Source organism: Streptomyces sp. NPDC086549, from assembly GCF_044746205.1.
In the GTDB taxonomy this organism is placed as follows: domain Bacteria; phylum Actinomycetota; class Actinomycetes; order Streptomycetales; family Streptomycetaceae; genus Streptomyces.
The window spans coordinates 45059-62011 of the sequence record NZ_JBIVBS010000015.1 but is presented as its reverse complement, the minus strand read 5'-3'; the positions used below and the strand labels follow the sequence as shown (position 1 = coordinate 62011).

Sequence of the window (16953 nt, the reverse complement as noted above, 5' to 3'; positions counted from 1 at the left end):
AGGTCTCCGCGCCCTCCCGCGACTCCACGGATCGAACCGTTCTCAAGGTCCCGCGCACAGCTTCATGCCCTCCGGAGTCCAGCACGGCACATGACCGTGCGTCCGGATCACGTCCTGGCCGTTGCCCCGGGAGAGATACGTCAGGAAGCTCGACACCAGGGAGTCCGCCGGAGGCTGGCCGTACGTGTACGCGTACTCGATCTCCCGGTAGGGGTAGGCGCTCCTGTGATGTTCGATGGCGTCCACCGACGGGGCGTTGCCGTCGAGGTCGAGGATGTGCAGGCCCTTCGCGCGGGTGGCCAGATTCAGTTCGCTGTATCCGACGGCGCCCTTGAGCTCGGCCACCTCCGACAGGACCTGGTCGGTGGAGTCCAGTTCGCAGCGCGTCACCGGGGCCGTCGCGTCGTCCTTGTGGACGCAGTCGACGGAGGAGTTGGCGATCTCGCCCCGGCCCAGCACCCGGCGCTGGAAGACCTGCCGCGTACCGGAGTTGGCGTCTCTGCTGACCAGACGGACCGGGAGGTCCGGGCCGCCGAGCCGGCGCCAGTCGGTGATCTCGCCGCCGTACAGGCGTCGTACGTCCGCCGTCGACAGGTTCCTCAGGCCCACGTCGTCGTTCACCACCAGCGCGAAGACCGACACCGCGACCCGGCTCTCGCGCAGCTCCGGCATGTCGCCGGGCTTGGGGCCGTCCGAGAAGGCGATGAGGGGCGGTGAGCCCTTCTTCTTCCCCTGGGCGCCGGTGGCGTCCAGTTCCCGTACGCCCGCCGTCGAGCCGTGCGGGTCGACCGTGACCGTCGAACCCCGGCAGTCCCGTTCGTACTTCTGCGCCACCTCCCGCAGCACGGGCGCGAAGGCCGTCGAGCCGGTGACCCTCAGCGAGCCCTTCTCGCAGCCGATCGGCGGCGGGGTGTCGTCCCGGAGCACGACGATGGCGGCGAGTGTGACGACGCAGACCGTGAGCATGATGGTGATCATCCGGGAGGCCCGGCTGAACAGGGGCGGCTTGTCGTCGGGCGTGGCGCTGCGGTTGGGATGGACCTCGCCCTCCCGGATCCCCCCGACGATCCGGATCTCGCGGCCCACGTCCCCGCCGGACAGCAGGACGAGCAGCTTGAAGTGGTCGCCCTTGTTGAGCGGGACGCGCGGAATGCGCAGGGTGTTGCCCTCGTACCCGAACCCCCGGTCGGGGGTGAAGTGGTCCATCAGGTGGTCGGTGTCGGTCGGCTGCGTGACCGACACGCCCCGCACGGTGCGGTCGGTGAACACCGCCGTCAGACCGTGCCGTTCGGGACTGGTGTAGTCGTCGCGGTCGATGCCCTGCGAGCCGTCGTTCTCGACCCGGAGCAGGACGAGCGTCGCGTCCGCCATGACCGGCGCCTCGTCGAAGAGGCCCAGCCGGCGGTTGGCGCGCCCCGAACGGATGTCGTCGCCTATCGGGTTGTCCATCTGTACGCGGTAGCCGACTCTCTTGCGGCGGGGCACCCGGCGCTCGTACCAGACCATGCCGGCCGACGCGACGATACCCAGCACCGCCGTACCGACGGCTACGACGTTCTCCGCACTCAGCCACTCCATGTGGGTGCCCCCGCCACTCCCCGGAGTCGAATGGTGGGGTCACAGTACGCGCGCCGGAGGACACATTCCGGTCGCGTCGGCTGAAGTTCGCTGGACGTTCAACGGCCCCGGAGGGAAGGTGAGTTCGCGGACGCCCCAGGGACTCCCGCCCCTCACCGCTTGGTGTAGGTCAGGCTCTCCGCGCTGCCGTTCTTCGCCCTCCGCAGCCTGCCGTCCGACAGCAGCGTGACCTCGGTGGCCTCGCCGGGCGTGCAGGACGAGCGCGGTTCGCCGGAGGTGACGGTGGACGGGCCCATCTCCAACGGGCCGTTGCCGCTGGGCTTTTCGGCGAGCCTCGCCGCGAAGACGCAGTGGTAGGTACCGCCCGCGTCGGTGGGCCCGTCGGCGACGAGCGTGAGGACGTTGTCCCCCACGTCGCCCTGCTGGATGGTCAGTTCGCGGGTGCTGTGCCCGTTGGTGTTGTCGATCGACGACTCCCAGGTCCCCAGGTACCCCGCCGGGATCGCGCCGTCCGAGGGGGCCGAGGAGGTGGGCCGCGAGGTGGTCGGGGCGGGCCCGGAGCTGGTCGGGCCGGTGGTCCTGGGCGCGCCGGTGGCCGGGGAGGAGGCGGCGGTGCCGCCGCCCTTGTCGTCGCTGCCGCCGCCCTTCATCAGCCCGTACACCGAGCCGCCGGCGGCGAGCGCGACGACCAGCGCGACCACGACGAGCAGCGCCGTGGACCGGCCGTTGCGGCCCGGCTCCCGCGGCGGGACGCCGCCGGGTCCGTACGACGGTGTGGAGCCGGCCGGCGGCGGGCCGTACGGCGGGGTCGAGCCGACGCCGCCCGCGTACGGGTCGCCCGCGTACGGGTTGTACGACTGCCCGGAACCGGGCCAGGCCCCGGCGCCGGGCTGCTGCGGGTGGCCGTAGGCGGAGGGCTGCGGGTGCTGCTGCGGATAGCCGTAGGCCGGGTGGGCCGGCGGCGTCCCCGGCGGGGGCGTGTGCCCCGCGACCATCGTGGGGAGGTGGTTCACCCCCGGACGGCCCGCCGACCGCGGGTCCCCCGGCGGGGGCGGCACGGAGGCGTCGTCGGACGCGGGGGCGTGCTCGGGGGAGGCCGCGGGCGCACGGTCCGGCACCCGGTCCTGGCCCTGCCCCGGGCCTTGACCCGGGCCGTGGCCCTGGCCCTGCCCCGGGCCGTGGCCCTGGCCGGGCGCGGGGTCCTGCTGGTGGATCCAGGCGGGGGTGGGGTCGGGCATCCGGTCCCCGCCCGGGCCGGGCACACGGTCCCCGCCGGGGCCTGGCTCGGCGGCCCGCTCCGGGGTACGGTCGGGCGTCCGGTCCCCGCCGGGCGCGTACGGCGGCGGGGCAGGCCGGGAGTCCGGCCCCTGCGGCCCCTCCGCCTCGCCTTCCGGATCCTCTGCCTCCAGCAACCGCACCGCGTGCCGCCCCAGCTGGGCCACCAGCGCCCCGGGCAGCCACGGATCCCGCGAGCGCCCCCCGGACACCGTGTCCTCCGCGCCGGTGCGCTCCAGGATCCGGTCCAGTGTCGGCCGGGCGGCCGGGTCCTTCCTCAGGCAGTCGCGGACGAGGTCGGCGATGCCCTCGGGCACGCCCTCCAGGTCCGGATCCTCCTGGGCGATACGGAACATCAGGGCGTGCACACCACTGTGCGCGGCCCCGAAGGGGAGCTTGCCGGTCGCCGCGTAGGCGAGCACGGAGCCGAGGCAGAAGACGTCACAGGCGGGCGTGATCCGGTCGCCGCGCACCTGCTCGGGCGCCATGAAGCCGGGCGAGCCGACCAGGGAGCCGGTGCGGGTGAGCCCGTCCCCGGCCAGGGTCTCCAGCGCCCGCGCGATGCCGAAGTCGATGACGCGCGGCCCGTCGATGGTCACCAGCACGTTGGACGGCTTGAGGTCGCGGTGGACGATCCCGGCGGCGTGGATGTCCTTGAGCGCGTGCGCGAGCCCGGCCGCCAGGATCCGTACCGAACGCTCGGGCAGGGCACCGTGGTCGCGCCCCACGACCTGCTGGAGGCTGGGTCCGGCGACATACCCGGTGGCCACCCACGGCACGACGGCCTCGGTGTCCGCGTCCAGCACGGGAGCCGTCCAGTGACCGCCGACCCGGCGCGCGGCCTGCACCTCCTGCCGGAACCGCGCCCGGAACTCCTCCTGCGTGGCGAGTTCCTCGCGCACCAGCTTCACGGCGACGGTACGGCCCCGGTCCGACCGGGCCAGGTACACGTGCCCCATGCCGCCCGCGCCGAGCCGCGCCAGCAGCCGGTACGCCCCGATCCTCTGCGGATCCCCGGGTGCCAGCTTCTCCATGGGCTGCGCCGCCTTCCCCCCGTAGGTGTGCAACGGACCGAGAATAGTGCGGTCGTGTGGGGAGTCGCATGGAGCGGTGTCCACGGTTCCGTAACAGACAATCTGTCGCGGAAACCCTCCGACCAGGGAACAGGACGCCGATACCGCGTTCGCATCGCGGACATTTACGCTCGCCCGCATGACCCCTCAGCCGAATCCCGAAGCCGGCGCCGCCGTGAAGGCCGCGGACCGCGCACACGTCTTCCACTCCTGGTCCGCCCAGGAGCTCATAGACCCGCTCGCCGTCGCCGGCGCCGAGGGGTCGTACTTCTGGGACTACGACGGCAAGCGCTACCTCGACTTCACGAGCGGGCTCGTCTACACGAACATCGGCTACCAGCACCCGAAGGTCGTCGCCGCGATCCAGGAGCAGGCCGCACGCCTGACCACCTTCGCGCCCGCCTTCGCCATCGAGGCGCGGTCCGAGGCGGCCCGGCTGATCGCCGAGCGGACCCCCGGCGACCTGGACAAGATCTTCTTCACCAACGGCGGCGCGGACGCCATCGAGCACGCGGTGCGCATGGCCCGGCTGCACACGGGCCGCGCGAAGGTGCTGTCGGCGTACCGCTCCTACCACGGCGGCACGCAGCAGGCGGTGAACATCACCGGCGACCCGCGCCGCTGGGCCTCCGACAGCGCCACCGCCGGTGTCGTCCACTTCTGGGCGCCCTACCTCTACCGCTCCCGCTTCTACGCGGAGACCGAGGAGCAGGAGTGCGCGCGGGCCCTGGAGCACCTGGAGACGACGATCGCCTTCGAGGGGCCGGGCACCATCGCCGCGATCGTCCTGGAGACGATCCCGGGCACGGCGGGGATCATGGTTCCGCCGCCCGGCTATCTCGCCGGCGTGCGGGAGCTGTGCGACAAGTACGGGATCGTGTTCGTCCTGGACGAGGTCATGGCCGGGTTCGGGCGCACCGGTGAGTGGTTCGCGGCCGATCTGTTCGACGTCGTGCCCGACCTGATGACCTTCGCCAAGGGCGTGAACTCGGGATACGTGCCGCTCGGCGGGGTCGCCATCTCCGGGAAGATCGCGGAGACCTTCGGCAAACGGGCCTACCCGGGCGGGCTGACGTACTCCGGCCATCCGCTGGCCTGCGCGGCCGCCGTCGCCACCATCAACGTGATGGCGGAGGAGGGTGTCGTCACCAACGCGAAGAACCTGGGCGCCACCGTCGTCGAGCCGGGGCTGCGCGCGCTGGCCGAGCGGCACCCGAGCGTCGGCGAGGTGCGCGGTGTGGGCATGTTCTGGGCCCTCGACCTGGTGAAGAACCGGGAGACCCGGGAGCCGCTGGTGCCGTACAACGCGGCGGGCGAGGCGAACGCGCCGATGGCCGCCTTCGGTGCAGCCGCGAAGAAGAACGGCCTGTGGCCCTTCGTCAACATGAACCGCACCCACGTCGTCCCACCCTGCAACGCGACCGAGGCCGAACTGAAGGAGGGGCTCGCGGCACTGGACACCGCCCTGAGCGTGGCCGACGAGTACACGGCCTGAGCCACAGGGCCTGAGCCACAGGGCCTGAGTGAGGACCGCAACACCGAAGCTCATCGGGCGCAACCCGAACGCGTAAGGTGGCGTGCTCGTAGATACAGACGAGTACGTCACCCGCACGTGTGAGGAGAGGCCACCGACCATGCCCGGCAACGGCGCCGTGACGCGCAGCACCCTGCGCCAGCAGATCGCTGACGCGCTTCGTGACGAGGTGCTGGCCGGCCGGCTCCAGCCAGGTCGGGAGTTCACGGTCAAGGAGATCGCCGAGCAGTACGGGGTCTCGGCGACACCGGTCCGCGAGGCGCTGGTCGACCTGTCCGCGCAGGGCATCCTGGAGGCCGACCAGCACCGCGGCTTCAGCGTCCCCGAGTGCTCGCTCGACGACTACCGCGGCATGATCCAGGCCCGCAGCCTGGTCATCGACGGCATGTTCCAGTCCCTCGTCGGCGGCCACCCGGCCTTCCGGGACCCGGAGGACCCCCGTACGGCGGCGGCGCTCGCCACGGTCCGCCGGCGCGGCGAGGAGGCGCAGCGCGCTGCCGCCGCCGGTGACCTGACCGTGCTGATCGGCTACGACCTGCGCTTCTGGCGCGAGCTGAGCGCCCTGTTCGGCAACCCCTACCTCGCCGACTTCCTGCACCGGCTGCGCGTCCAGTCCTGGGTGTGCGCGGTGCAGTACCTGCGCCGCCTGACCGACCTGCGCGGCCGGCTCTGGTCCGGCCACACCGAACTGGTCGACGCCCTGGCACGCCAGGACTTCACGACGGCCCGAGCCGTCGTCGCCGCGTACAACGCGCACTCCCTCGCCCTCATCGAGAAGCTGGCCGCCGGATGAGCGGCCGCCGTACCGAGGTGATCGACCTCTCCGTCGTCGTCCCCGCCTACAACGAGGAACAGCGTCTCGGCCCCACCCTCGACGCCGTCACCGCCTATCTGAGCGAGACCGAGGGCCGCTGGGGCGAGTGGGAGGTGATCGTCGCCGACGACGGGTCGACCGACGGCACCCGCGAGGTCCCGCAGTTACAGCACCCGCGGGTCCAGCTCGTCACCAGTCCCCGCAACCGCGGCAAGGGCAACGCCCTGCGCCTCGGTGTCGCGGCCTCGCGCGGCCGCCGGGTGCTGGTCACCGACGCCGACCTGGCGGCCCCGATAGAGGAGCTGGAGCGGCTCGACAAGGCGCTCAGCGAGGGGCACACGGCGGCGATCGGCTCACGTTCGGTGCCGGGCGCGGCGATCGACAACCACCAGCACCGGGTGCGCGAGCTGCTCGGCCGCGCCGGAAACCTCCTGATACGCACCACGGCGGTGCCGGGCATACGGGACACCCAGTGCGGCTTCAAGCTCTTCGAGGGCGACCGGGCCCGCGAGGCCTTCGCCGCTTCCCGGCTCGACGGCTGGGGGATAGACGTGGAGGTGCTCCAGCACTTCCGCCGCTCCGACTGGCCGGTCGCCGAGGTTCCGGTCCGCTGGAGCCACCAGCCCGGCTCCAAGGTCGGTCCCTTCGACTACGCCCGCGTCCTCGCCGACCTGGCCCGCCTCAGAGCGCGTGCGCTGCGCCCCGCCGACCTCCTGGTCACCACCCTCTTCCTGCTGATGGCGGTGGCCCTGTACTCGGGCCGCTTCTTCGACCCGGACCACCGCTACCTCCCCGACTCCCTGCAGGACCAGAACCAGTGGGAGTGGTTCTTCTCGGTGACGGCCGACAACGTGGCCCACCTGCGCAACCCCCTCTTCACCGACCTCCAGGGCTTCCCCGACGGCGTGAACCTGATGGCCAACACGGTCATGCTGGGCCTGTCCGTCCCGTTCGCGCCGGTCACGCTCCTCGCGGGCCCGGCGGTCGCGCTGAGCCTCTGCATGACGCTGGGCCTTGCCGCCACCGCGGTCGCCTGGTACTGGCTGATCGTGAAACGGGTCGTACGGCAGCGGGCGGCCGCCTTCCTCGGCGCGTCCCTGGCGGCCTTCGCGCCCCCGATGGTCAGCCACGCCAACGCGCACCCCAACTTCGTGATCCTCTTCATGATCCCGCTGATCATCGACCGCGCCCTGCGTCTGTGCGCGGGCACGCGGGTGGTGCGGGACGGGATCGTCCTCGGCCTGATGGCCGCCTACCAGGTCTTTCTGGGCGAGGAACCCTTCCTGCTCGCCGCGATCGGCCTGACCCTGTTCGCGGCCGCCTACGCGGTGGTCCGCCGGGACCTGGCGAAGGAGGCCTGGCGCCCGCTGCTCAAGGGCCTGCTGATCGGCGGCGCGGTCTGCCTGCCCCTCGTCGCCTATCCCCTGTACTGGCAGTTCGCCGGCCCGCAGAGCTACCAGAGCGTCCTGCACGGCGACAACGCGGGCAACAGCCCCCTCTCCCTGCTCGCCTTCGCCGAGCGCTCCCTGGTCGCGGGCGACGCGGAGACGGCGAACGCGCTGTCCCTCAACCCCACCGAGCAGAACGCGTTCTACGGCTGGCCGCTGATCGCCCTCGCCTTCGCGATCGTCGTACGGCTTTGGGAGCGGGCACTTGTCAGGGCGCTGGCGTTCACCGCGGTGGCCGCCGCGGTGCTCTCCCTCGGCCCGAAGATCCGCCTCCCGCTCACCGACACCGTCTACCCGGGCCCGTGGGCACTGCTCGCCCACAAGCCGCTCTTCGAGTCGGTCATCGAGGGCCGGCTGGCGATGATCTGCGCCCCGGCGCTGGGCATGCTGCTGGCGATCGCGGTGGACAGGCTGGCGGCGACGCGCGCCGTGGGCACGATGTACCTCGGGTTCCTCGGCGTCCTCCTCGCCCTGCTGCCGCTGGTCCCGGCGCCGCTGAAATCCGCGGAGCGGGTGGAGGTGCCGGCGTTCATCGCGGACGGGATGTGGAAGTCGTACGTCCACGAGGGCGAGTCGCTCGTCCCCCTGCCGCTGCCCGATCCCGGCGCCGCGGAGGCCCTGCACTGGCAGACGGCGGCCGGCCTCGGCTTCAAGCTGCCCGGCGGCTACTTCAACGGGCCCTACGGCAAGGACCGTATCGGCATCTACGGCGCCTCCCCGCGCTACACCTCCAACATGCTGCGGGACGTGGCCTACACGGGCGTGGTCCCGACCATCGGCAAGAACTGGCAGGCGCAGGCCAGGAAGGACTTCGCCTACTGGAAGGCAGGTGTCCTGGTGGTCGCGCCGCAGGACCACGACGACGCCCTGCGCAAGGCCCTGGAGAAGCTCACCGGCCGTCCGGGGAGGTGGACCGGCGGTGTGTGGGTATGGGACCTGCACGAGGGGGGCTGACTCTGCGCCGCACCGACTACCCTTCCCTGACCACCTGCAATGCGTGTACGCGTGCCGATGCGAGGAGCTCTCTTTGGCCTGTGATCTGTGGCTGGTGCCGCTCGTGGACGTGTTGTGCCACACCCCCGACAACCCGTTCGCCGAGGAACTCGCGCAATACAACAAGGTGCTCACCGAGGCCGGGCTCCCGCCGGTGCCGGTGTACCAGTACATGCCGGGCCTGTCCGGGGACGTCGCCCCGGTGGCCGGGTTCGACTACGACGCGCTGCACTTCCTGCGCCGGGTCTATCTCCTCCAGATGTGCGGACTGCCGGTGACCCCGGTGGACGACCTCGGCGGCGACTACGAGCAGCTCCTGGAGATGTTCGAGTCGACGGCCCAGCAGTCGCACCTGGTCTGGCACTACGACCACGCGGGCGCGTACGTCCCCGTCGACTTCCCGAACCCCCTGTCGAACGACGACCTGCTGGCGGGCGGCGGCCCCCTGGGCTCCTCCCAGACGCTGCTGCGCGAGCTGGAGTTCGTGGCCCCGTCGATCGGCATCGACCCGGCCAACCCGCCGGCGGCCCCGGAGCCACCGCGGGCCCCCACGGAGCTGGAGGAACCGGCGGTCCCGGCGCCGTACGACCCCAGCCCGTTCGCCCGCGAACGGCACGTCTGGCTGGGCCTGCACGCGGCGGCGACCCGGAGCCTGGCACAGGGATCGATGATCGTCTTCAGCTGATCCCTGCCGGAATCATGGCTTCCGGCAGGGTGCTCCGCTTCTTCACGAGGTGGTCCCGGCGGCGCGGGCCGCCGGGACCGGCCGGGCTCAGAACACCGGCGTGCCGTCCTGCGTCAGCTTCCAGTTGGCGACCGCGAAGTCGGCCGGGTTCAGGGCGCCCTTGGCCACCACGTAGTCGATCATCAGCTGGCGGATCTCGTTGGTGGAGCTGTAGGCGATGTCGGCGGACGCCATGTGCGGGTAGCCCGAACCGCCGTTGGCGCGGTAGTTGTTGACGGCCACGACGAACACCTGGTCGTCGGCGACGGCCGCGCCGTTGTACGTGAGGTTCTTGATCCGCGACCCCTCCGCCTGCGCGATGTCGATCTCGTAGGAGACACCCGCCGCGGTGTCGTACATGTAGTCCCAGAAGTTGTTGGCGTTGGTGAGGGTCGCGGTGTCGACCTTCGTGCCGGCCGGGACCTGGTGGTAGTACTTCGCCGCGTACTCCAGGTAGTCCTTGAGCTGGGCACCCGTGAGCTTCTTGCCGTACAGGGTGTTGTCGTAGATGTAGAGCCCCGCGATGTCCTTGATGGTGACGCTGCCCTGGGGGATGTCCGCGGTGCGGCTGAAGGGGGCCGCCACCGAGATCAGCGGGAGTGCCGCGTCCGCCGTCGACAGGCCCGACTTCACCGTGTCCATCTGCACCTTGTGGATGAAGTCCATGACCGGCACGTCCTTCCAGCAGGACTCCGCCGCCGAGAGGTCCTCGGTACAGGTGCCGACCGCCGTGTTGACGTACTTCACGACCAGCTCGTGGTCGGCCTGGAGGAGCTTCTTGATCTCCGGGTCCTCGTCCACCGAGTTGGGGTTGAGGGTCTGCGCCGTCTTGCTCGTGACCTTCCACTGGCCGTGGTGCAGTTCGAGCTCGAAGTCGAAGACGCTCAGCCTGAAGCCCCAGCAGTACGGCTCGGAGAGCAGCACCTCCTCACCGGTCTCCGCGTTCTTGACGGTGTACGACGGCACCTCGACGTGGGTGTGGCCGACGAGGATGGCGTCGATGCCGGGGACCTGCTCGGCGACGAGGTTGGAGGCGTTCTCCACGTACGGGAGCGCGTCACCGTAGGAGGAGGAGCCGTCCAGGCCGGAGTGGTCGGTGAGGAAGACGACGTCACAGCCGAGGGCGCGCAGCCGCGGCACGTACTTCTTCGCCTGCTCGACCAGCCCGGGGAAGACCATCTTCCCGCTGACGTTGTCCTTGTCCCACAGCGCGATGCCCGGGTTGGTGAGGCCGAGGATGCCGACCTTGATGTCGGGGGCGCCCGGCACACAGATCCGCTTCACGGTGTACGGCCGGAAGGCGGGCCGCAGCGTCTTCGCGTCCAGCGCGTTGGCGCCGAGCAGCGGGAAGCGGCACTGGCTCTCGAACTTGCGCAGGGTGTCGATGCCGTAGTTGAACTCGTGGTTGCCGAGGGCCGCGGCGTCGTAGCGCATGGCGTTCATGGCGACGGCCATCGGGTGCTTGGGACCGCGCTTGCCGTCGGTGCCGGTGATCGGGTCGACGCGCGCGAAGTAATAGGCCAGGGAGGTGCCCTGGATGATGTCGCCGGCGTCGACGAGCAGGACGCGCCCCTCGCCCTTCGCCTCGCGCTGCTGCTTGACGAGGGTGGCCACGCGGGCCACGCCGGCCGAGTTGCCCGCCTTGTCGCTGTAGGGGGCGTCCTTGTAGTAGTCCCAGTCGAAGACGTGACTGTGCAGGTCGGTGGTACCCAGGATGGAGAACGACCAGGTGCGGGGCGCCTTTTCGGGTCTGTGGTCGGCGGCCTCGGCGGTACCGGTGCCGGCCGCACCGGCGGCGGCGACGGCGGCACCGGTGACGGCCGACTTCTGCATGAACTGCCTGCGGTTCATGGGATTGACGGGCATACGGGGCTCCTGGAACTGGGAGAACACTGGGAGAGGGGAAAGACGGCAACTACCCGCGTAGATGCTTGCCTTCCGCCGGATCCGGGGGGAACCAGGAGCAGCCCATGGGCCGGTCAAGGATGTCCATGACCGGCCCAAGGCGCCGCGTTTCCAAGCGACTTACAGGAACGAGTTGATCTCGATCGTCTCGTCCCGGCCCGGACCCACGCCGATCGCGGAGATCGGGGCGCCGGACATGTCCTCCAGCGCCTTGACGTAGTTCTGGGCGTTCTTCGGGAGGTCGGAGAAGGACTTCGCCTTGGTGATGTCCTCGGACCAGCCCGGCAGGTTCTCGTAGACCGGCTTCGCGTGGTGGAAGTCGGACTGCGAGTGGGGGAGCTCCTCGACGCGCTTGCCGTCGATCTCGTACGCGACACAGACCGGGATCTGCTCCCAGCCGGTCAGCACGTCCAGCTTGGTGAGGAAGAAGTCGGTCAGGCCGTTGACGCGGGTGGCGTAACGGGCGATGACGGCGTCGAACCAGCCGCAGCGGCGATCCCGGCCCGTCGTCACACCCCGCTCGCCGCCGATGCGGCGCAGCGCCTCGCCGTCCGCGTCGAAGAGCTCGGTCGGGAAGGGACCGGCGCCTACGCGGGTCGTGTACGCCTTGAGGATGCCGATGACCCGGCTGATCTTCGTCGGGCCGACGCCGGCACCGGTGCAGGCACCGCCCGCGGTGGGGTTGCTGGAGGTGACGAAGGGATAGGTCCCGTGGTCGATGTCCAGGAGCGTGCCCTGGCCGCCCTCGAACAGGACGACCTTGTTGTCCTCCAGGGCCTGGTTGAGGACCAGGACCGTGTCGGCGACATAGGGCTTCAGCTTGTCGGCGTAGCCCAGCAGCTCCTCGACCACCTGGCCGACCGCGATGGCGCGCCGGTTGTACAGCTTGGTGAGCAGCTGGTTCTTGACGTCGAGCGCCGCCTCGACCTTCTGCTCCAGGATCGACTCGTCGTACAGGTCCTGGACCCGGATCCCGACGCGGTTGATCTTGTCCGAGTAGGTCGGACCGATACCGCGCCCCGTCGTCCCGATCTTCCGCTTGCCCAGGAAGCGCTCCGTCACCTTGTCGACAGTGACGTTGTACGGGGTGATGATGTGCGCGTTACCGCTGATCAGGAGCTTCGACGTGTCGACGCCGCGCTCGTTCAGACCGCTCAGCTCGGAGAGCAGGACCGACGGGTCGACGACGACGCCGTTTCCGATGACCGGCGTACAGCCGGGAGAGAGGATTCCGGAAGGGAGGAGGTGGAGTGCATACTTCTGGTCGCCGACGACCACCGTGTGGCCGGCGTTGTTGCCGCCCTGGTAGCGCACTACATAGTCCACCGAGCCACCGAGCAGGTCGGTGGCCTTCCCCTTGCCTTCGTCACCCCACTGAGCACCGAGCAGCACAAGTGCGGGCACGCGCGTACACCCCTTCCGGGCGGGGCATGTCCAAGGTCAGGGGCGTGGGCGTAAGGTTCACCGCCGCGTACCACCGCGACCGCCTTTGGTCGCACAACCGTCGGACCGGATGCCCCGGAATAGACGAAGCCCCTGGCGCAATAGCGCAAGGGGCTCTTGCACAAAGATGCTACCCGAGGAAGCGAGGCAGGACCGAGGTGGCGACCTTCGCGATGTCCGAACAGCTGCTGGTGATCATCGATCCGGCGGCGCGGCAGGCGGACGGGGAGTCCGTACGGATCGCGAAAGACGTGCTCAGCGCGGGTGCGGCGACGAAGGTGTGCCTGCCGGACGGGCCCGAGGAATTCGCCCGCGCGCTGGCCCGGCGCGGGTCCCGGCGGCCGGTGGTGGTCGGCGACGACCGCGCCCTGATCCGTGCGGTGTCCCTGTTGCACCGGCAGCGGGAGCTGGCGGGATGCGCGCTGTCGGTGGTGCCGGTCGGGGACGCGGCCCTGGCGGAGTCCCTCGGCGTACCGGCCGGTGCGGTGGCGGCGGCGCGGGCCGTGCTGGACGGGGCAGAGCGGCGCCTGGACCTGCTGGTCGACGACAGCGACGGGGTGGTGCTGGGGGCGCTGGGCATTCCGCCGGCGCCGGTCCGGGCGGCTGCCGGCGAGCCCGTGAGTGTCGCTCCGGGACGGCCCTGGCTGCGCACGAGGTACCGCTCCCTGGTCCGCACCCTGGCCCCCCGCCCGGCCCGCCTGGCCACCGTTCCGGCCCCCGGCCCTTCCCGGCTCCGGGTCGAGGTCGACGGTGAGACGGTCGTGGACCTGGACCAGCCGGTGGAGGCGGTGTCGGTGGCCCCCGGTACGGGTGGCATGGCCTCGGTGGAGGTGCGGCCGCTGTCGGTGGGGGCCGAGGCGAACCCGCTGCTGGTCTCGGGGCAGACGGTGACCGTCGCCGGGGCGGACTTCCGGTACCGGGCGGACGCGGTGGTGTCGGGTCCGGTGCGCAGGCGGACCTGGCGGGTGGCGGAGGGGGCCTGGGGGCTGGTTCTGCCGTCCTCTGCCTAGTCGGTCCGCTGGTCGGCCCAGTCGGTCCTCCGGTCGGCCCTCACCGGGCGCCCGGAGCCCGGTGGTGTCCGGTTCCCCGCCTCACCGGCCGAAGGTCTTCTCGCGGTGCACACGCCACCGCTCCATCATCGCCTCGACCTCGCCCTCGACGAACTCGAAGAAGGCGAGGGTCTCGGCGAGCCGGCTCCCCGCGGGGGTGCCGGCTCCCAGGCTCGCCACCCCCTCGCGCAGGGCTTCCTCCCAGCGCTTGATGAGCGCCTCGCGGTTGGTGAGCGCCTCGTACCACTGGTCGCTGTGCACCCGGTACCGCTCCCGCCGCGAGCCGGGCTCCCGCTCCCGCGAGACCAGGTGGACCTGGGCCAGGTAGCGCACCGCCCCGGACACGCCCGCGGGGCTGATCTGCAGCTGTTCTCCCAGCTCCGCCGAGGTGAGGACACCGGTGTCGGAGGCGAGCAGGGCGGCGAAGACACGGGCCGGCATGCGGGGCACACCCGCCTCGACGAGCTGTGCCGCGAAGTGCTCCACGAACCGTGAGACCGCCTCGGGGTCCCGTTCCACCGCCTTGGACTCCGTTGACTCCGCCATGCCACCAGCCTATCGGAGTTCACTCAGTTCCTTAACTTCACAACTTTCTGAAGTACGCGTACGTTCGGGTCCATGACGAAGGCAATCACGGTCTCCGGGCTCCACAAGTCCTTCGGCCGCACGCACGCCCTGGACGGCCTCGACCTGGACGTCGAGACCGGCGAGGTGCACGGCTTCCTCGGCCCCAACGGCGCCGGCAAGTCCACCGCCATCCGGGTGCTGCTCGGCCTGCTGCGCGCCGACTCGGGCGCCGCGCAGGTCCTCGGCCGCGACCCGTGGAGGGACGCGGTGGAGGTGCACCGCCGGATCGCCTACGTCCCCGGCGACGTCACCCTCTGGCGCAACCTCTCCGGCGGCGAGGTCATCGACCTGTACGGCCGTCTGCGCGGAGGGCTCGACAAGCAGCGCCGGGCGGAGCTGGTCGAGCGCTTCGAACTGGACCCCACCAAGAAGGGGCGCACGTACTCGAAGGGCAACCGGCAGAAGGTCGCCCTGGTCGCCGCCTTCGCCTCCGACGTCGACCTGCTGATCCTGGACGAGCCCACCTCGGGCCTCGACCCGCTGATGGAGGAGGTCTTCCAGCGCTGCGTGGAGCAGGAGCGCGACCGCGGCCGCACGGTCCTCCTCTCCTCCCACATCCTGAGCGAGGTCGAGGAGCTCTGCGACCGCGTGAGCATCATCCGCAGCGGCCGGACCGTGGAGAGCGGCTCGCTCGCCGACCTGCGCCACCTCACGCGCACCAGCGTGACGGCCGAACTCGCGGGCCCGCCCAATGGGTTGGCGCAGCTTCCGGGCGTCCATGATCTCGACGTACAGGGAAAGCGGGTGCGGTTGCAGGTCGACACCGACAAACTCGACGCCGTACTCCGGCAGTTGAGCGAGTCCGGCGTACGGTCCCTGACCTCGACGCCGCCCACGCTGGAGGAGCTGTTCCTGCGGCACTACCAGGACGAGGCGGCGGCCCGATGACCACGCTCGCGGTACCGAGGTCGAGCCGCCACCTGGCGGGCACCGGCGCCCTGTTGCGCCTCGCGCTGCGCCGCGACCGGGTGATGATCCCGGTCTTCGTCGCCGTGAACGCGCTCATGGTCCTCTCCATGCCGGGCACCCTGAAAACCCTGTACGGCACCACGGCCGAACGCGCCGACCTGGTCCAGCAGATGGAGACGAACGCCTCCTTCCGCGCCCTGCTCGGACCGGTCTTCGACACCTCGATCGGCGCGCTGACGGCCTGGCGCGTGGGCCTGACCGCCGCCGAGCTCGTGGCCGTGATGAGCCTGCTGGTCGTCGTACGGCACACCCGGGACGAGGAGGAGAGCGGCCGCCAGGAGCTGGTGGCCTCCGGAATGGTGGGCCGCCGGGCCTCCCTCACGGCGGCGCTGCTGGCGGCGGCCGTCGCGAACGCCCTGCTGGCGCTGCTGGTCACGGCCGGCCTGGCCGGGCGGGGAGCTTCGGGCGCCCTGTCCTTCGGCCTCGGCCTCGCGGGCGTCGGCATGGTCTTCGCCACGATGGCGGCGATCGTCGCCCAGCTGACGGAGAGCGCTCGGCTGGCCCGGGGCCTGACGGCGGGGGTCCTCGGGGCCGCCTTCGTGCTGCGCGCGGCGGGCGACTCCGCCACGGACGACGGCTCGTCCGTCCTGACCTGGTTCTCCCCGCTGGGCTGGCTGGAGAACCAGCGGTCCTTCGCCGGCGAACGCTGGTGGGTGCTGCTGCTGTTCGCGGCGGCGGTGGCCGTACAGGCCGTGGTCGCCTACGAGCTGGCGGGCCGCCGGGACATCGGCATGAGCTTCCTGCCCACCCGGCCGGGACCGCCCACCGGCCGCCTCGGCACGGCGGGCGCGCTGGCCTGGCGGCTCCAGCGGGGCAGCGTGCTCGGCTGGTCGGTCGGCTTCTTCCTCGCCGGAGTGGTGTACGGCGGGCTCACCGACGGTGCGGCCGACCTGGTCGGTGACAACGCCAAGGCGCGGGAGATCTTCGAGCGGATGGGCGGCCAGAGCGGCCTCACGGACGCGTTCCTGGCGTCGATGGTCGGCATGCTCGGCCTGATCGCGTCGCTGTACGTCGTCGGGTCCGTCCTGCGCCTGCACGGCGAGGAGACGTCGGGCCGCACGGAACCGGTGCTGGCATGCGCGGTGGGACGCCTCCGCTGGGCCGCCGGCCATCTGGTGATCACCTTCGGCGGCTCCGCCCTGATCATGCTCCTGGCCGGACTCGGCTTCGCCGTCGGCTACGGCAAGGAGATCGGGCCGATTCTGGGCGCATGCCTGGTGCAGCTCCCGGCGGTGTGGGTGATCGGCGGGGTGGCGGTCCTGCTGTACGGACTGACACCCCGGCTGGCGACGGCGGCCTGGGGAGTCGCCGTGGCCGTCCTGCTGATCGGCTGGATCGGCCCGGCCCTGGACGCACCCCGGATCGTGCTGGACCTCTCCCCGTTCGGACATCTGCCGAAGCTGCCGGGCGGAGGAATGGAGTGGGGGCCGGTGCTCGTCCTCTCGGGGGCGGCCGTGGCGCTGGTGGGCGCGGGGCTGGCGGGGTTGCGCAGGCGGGACCTGACCACCTGACGGTGCGGAC

General features: G+C 71.3%; 12 protein-coding genes. 7 read left to right on the top strand and 5 right to left on the bottom strand.

Annotated features, from left to right (window positions below):
• Positions 1–42: 42 nt before the first annotated feature.
• On the bottom strand, positions 43–1578 hold the full coding sequence (locus tag ACIPSA_RS36995; RefSeq protein WP_402642867.1) for a substrate-binding domain-containing protein: 1536 nt from the start codon (positions 1576–1578) through the stop codon (positions 43–45).
• Between the two features lie 152 nt (positions 1579–1730).
• The gene (locus ACIPSA_RS36990) at positions 1731–3887 is read right to left on the bottom strand and encodes a protein kinase (protein WP_402643267.1); all 2157 of its coding nucleotides are present in this window, start codon (positions 3885–3887) and stop codon (positions 1731–1733) included.
• 178 nt (positions 3888–4065) lie between these two features.
• Between ACIPSA_RS36990 and ACIPSA_RS36985 the strand changes: the two genes are divergently transcribed.
• The 4 genes from ACIPSA_RS36985 (at position 4066) to ACIPSA_RS36970 (ending at position 9400) form a co-directional block, all read left to right on the top strand.
• On the top strand, positions 4066–5421 hold the full coding sequence (locus ACIPSA_RS36985; RefSeq protein ID WP_402642865.1) for an aspartate aminotransferase family protein: 1356 nt from the start codon (positions 4066–4068) through the stop codon (positions 5419–5421).
• 139 nt (positions 5422–5560) lie between these two features.
• Complete coding sequence (locus ACIPSA_RS36980) at positions 5561–6253, top strand: GntR family transcriptional regulator (RefSeq protein WP_402642863.1); 693 nt, start codon at positions 5561–5563, stop codon at positions 6251–6253.
• Positions 6250–8676: a glycosyltransferase gene (locus ACIPSA_RS36975; RefSeq protein ID WP_402642860.1), complete on the top strand. Its 2427-nt coding sequence runs from the start codon at positions 6250–6252 to the stop codon at positions 8674–8676. The genes ACIPSA_RS36980 and ACIPSA_RS36975 overlap by 4 nt, the downstream gene beginning before the upstream one ends.
• Positions 8677–8749: 73 nt before the next feature.
• On the top strand, positions 8750–9400 hold the full coding sequence (locus ACIPSA_RS36970; protein WP_402642857.1) for a hypothetical protein: 651 nt from the start codon (positions 8750–8752) through the stop codon (positions 9398–9400).
• A gap of 87 nt (positions 9401–9487) precedes the next feature.
• Here ACIPSA_RS36970 and ACIPSA_RS36965 read toward each other — a convergent pair whose 3' ends face one another.
• Both ACIPSA_RS36965 and ACIPSA_RS36960 read right to left on the bottom strand, forming a co-directional pair.
• Positions 9488–11305 (bottom strand): bifunctional metallophosphatase/5'-nucleotidase, encoded by a 1818-nt coding sequence (locus tag ACIPSA_RS36965; RefSeq protein ID WP_402642854.1) that lies wholly within the window; start codon positions 11303–11305, stop codon positions 9488–9490.
• Between the two features lie 159 nt (positions 11306–11464).
• Positions 11465–12748, bottom strand: a complete 1284-nt coding sequence (locus ACIPSA_RS36960; RefSeq protein WP_402642852.1) for an adenylosuccinate synthase — start codon at positions 12746–12748, stop codon at positions 11465–11467.
• Between the two features lie 212 nt (positions 12749–12960).
• On the opposite strand from ACIPSA_RS36960, the gene ACIPSA_RS36955 reads away from it, so the two are divergent.
• Positions 12961–13797, top strand: coding sequence for a diacylglycerol kinase (locus ACIPSA_RS36955; RefSeq protein WP_402642849.1), 837 nt, complete (start codon positions 12961–12963; stop codon positions 13795–13797).
• An 81-nt stretch (positions 13798–13878) separates the two neighbouring features.
• On the opposite strand, the gene ACIPSA_RS36950 is transcribed toward ACIPSA_RS36955, so the two are convergent.
• Positions 13879–14382 carry a GbsR/MarR family transcriptional regulator gene (locus tag ACIPSA_RS36950; protein ID WP_402642847.1) on the bottom strand — a complete coding sequence of 168 codons (504 nt, stop codon included), beginning with the start codon at positions 14380–14382 and terminating at the stop codon, positions 13879–13881.
• A gap of 72 nt (positions 14383–14454) precedes the next feature.
• On the opposite strand from ACIPSA_RS36950, the gene ACIPSA_RS36945 reads away from it, so the two are divergent.
• Together ACIPSA_RS36945 and ACIPSA_RS36940 are read left to right on the top strand one after the other, a co-directional pair.
• Entirely contained in the window at positions 14455–15351 is an 897-nt protein-coding gene (locus ACIPSA_RS36945) for an ATP-binding cassette domain-containing protein (protein WP_402642844.1), read from the top strand.
• Entirely contained in the window at positions 15348–16943 is a 1596-nt protein-coding gene (locus tag ACIPSA_RS36940; RefSeq protein ID WP_402642842.1) for an ABC transporter permease, read from the top strand. Before ACIPSA_RS36945 ends, ACIPSA_RS36940 begins: the two co-directional genes overlap by 4 nt.
• Positions 16944–16953: the final 10 nt, after the last annotated feature.

Coding starts and splice junctions, on each gene's coding strand:
- ACIPSA_RS36955 (WP_402642849.1), top strand. CDS start 12,961: ATGTCCGAACAGCTGCTGGTGATCATCGATCCGGCGGCGCGGCAGGCG.
- ACIPSA_RS36950 (WP_402642847.1), bottom strand. CDS start 14,382: ATGGCGGAGTCAACGGAGTCCAAGGCGGTGGAACGGGACCCCGAGGCG.
- ACIPSA_RS36940 (WP_402642842.1), top strand. CDS start 15,348: ATGACCACGCTCGCGGTACCGAGGTCGAGCCGCCACCTGGCGGGCACC.
- ACIPSA_RS36980 (WP_402642863.1), top strand. CDS start 5,561: ATGCCCGGCAACGGCGCCGTGACGCGCAGCACCCTGCGCCAGCAGATC.
- ACIPSA_RS36995 (WP_402642867.1), bottom strand. CDS start 1,578: ATGGAGTGGCTGAGTGCGGAGAACGTCGTAGCCGTCGGTACGGCGGTG.
- ACIPSA_RS36945 (WP_402642844.1), top strand. CDS start 14,455: ATGACGAAGGCAATCACGGTCTCCGGGCTCCACAAGTCCTTCGGCCGC.
- ACIPSA_RS36985 (WP_402642865.1), top strand. CDS start 4,066: ATGACCCCTCAGCCGAATCCCGAAGCCGGCGCCGCCGTGAAGGCCGCG.
- ACIPSA_RS36975 (WP_402642860.1), top strand. CDS start 6,250: ATGAGCGGCCGCCGTACCGAGGTGATCGACCTCTCCGTCGTCGTCCCC.
- ACIPSA_RS36990 (WP_402643267.1), bottom strand. CDS start 3,887: ATGGAGAAGCTGGCACCCGGGGATCCGCAGAGGATCGGGGCGTACCGG.
- ACIPSA_RS36965 (WP_402642854.1), bottom strand. CDS start 11,305: ATGCCCGTCAATCCCATGAACCGCAGGCAGTTCATGCAGAAGTCGGCC.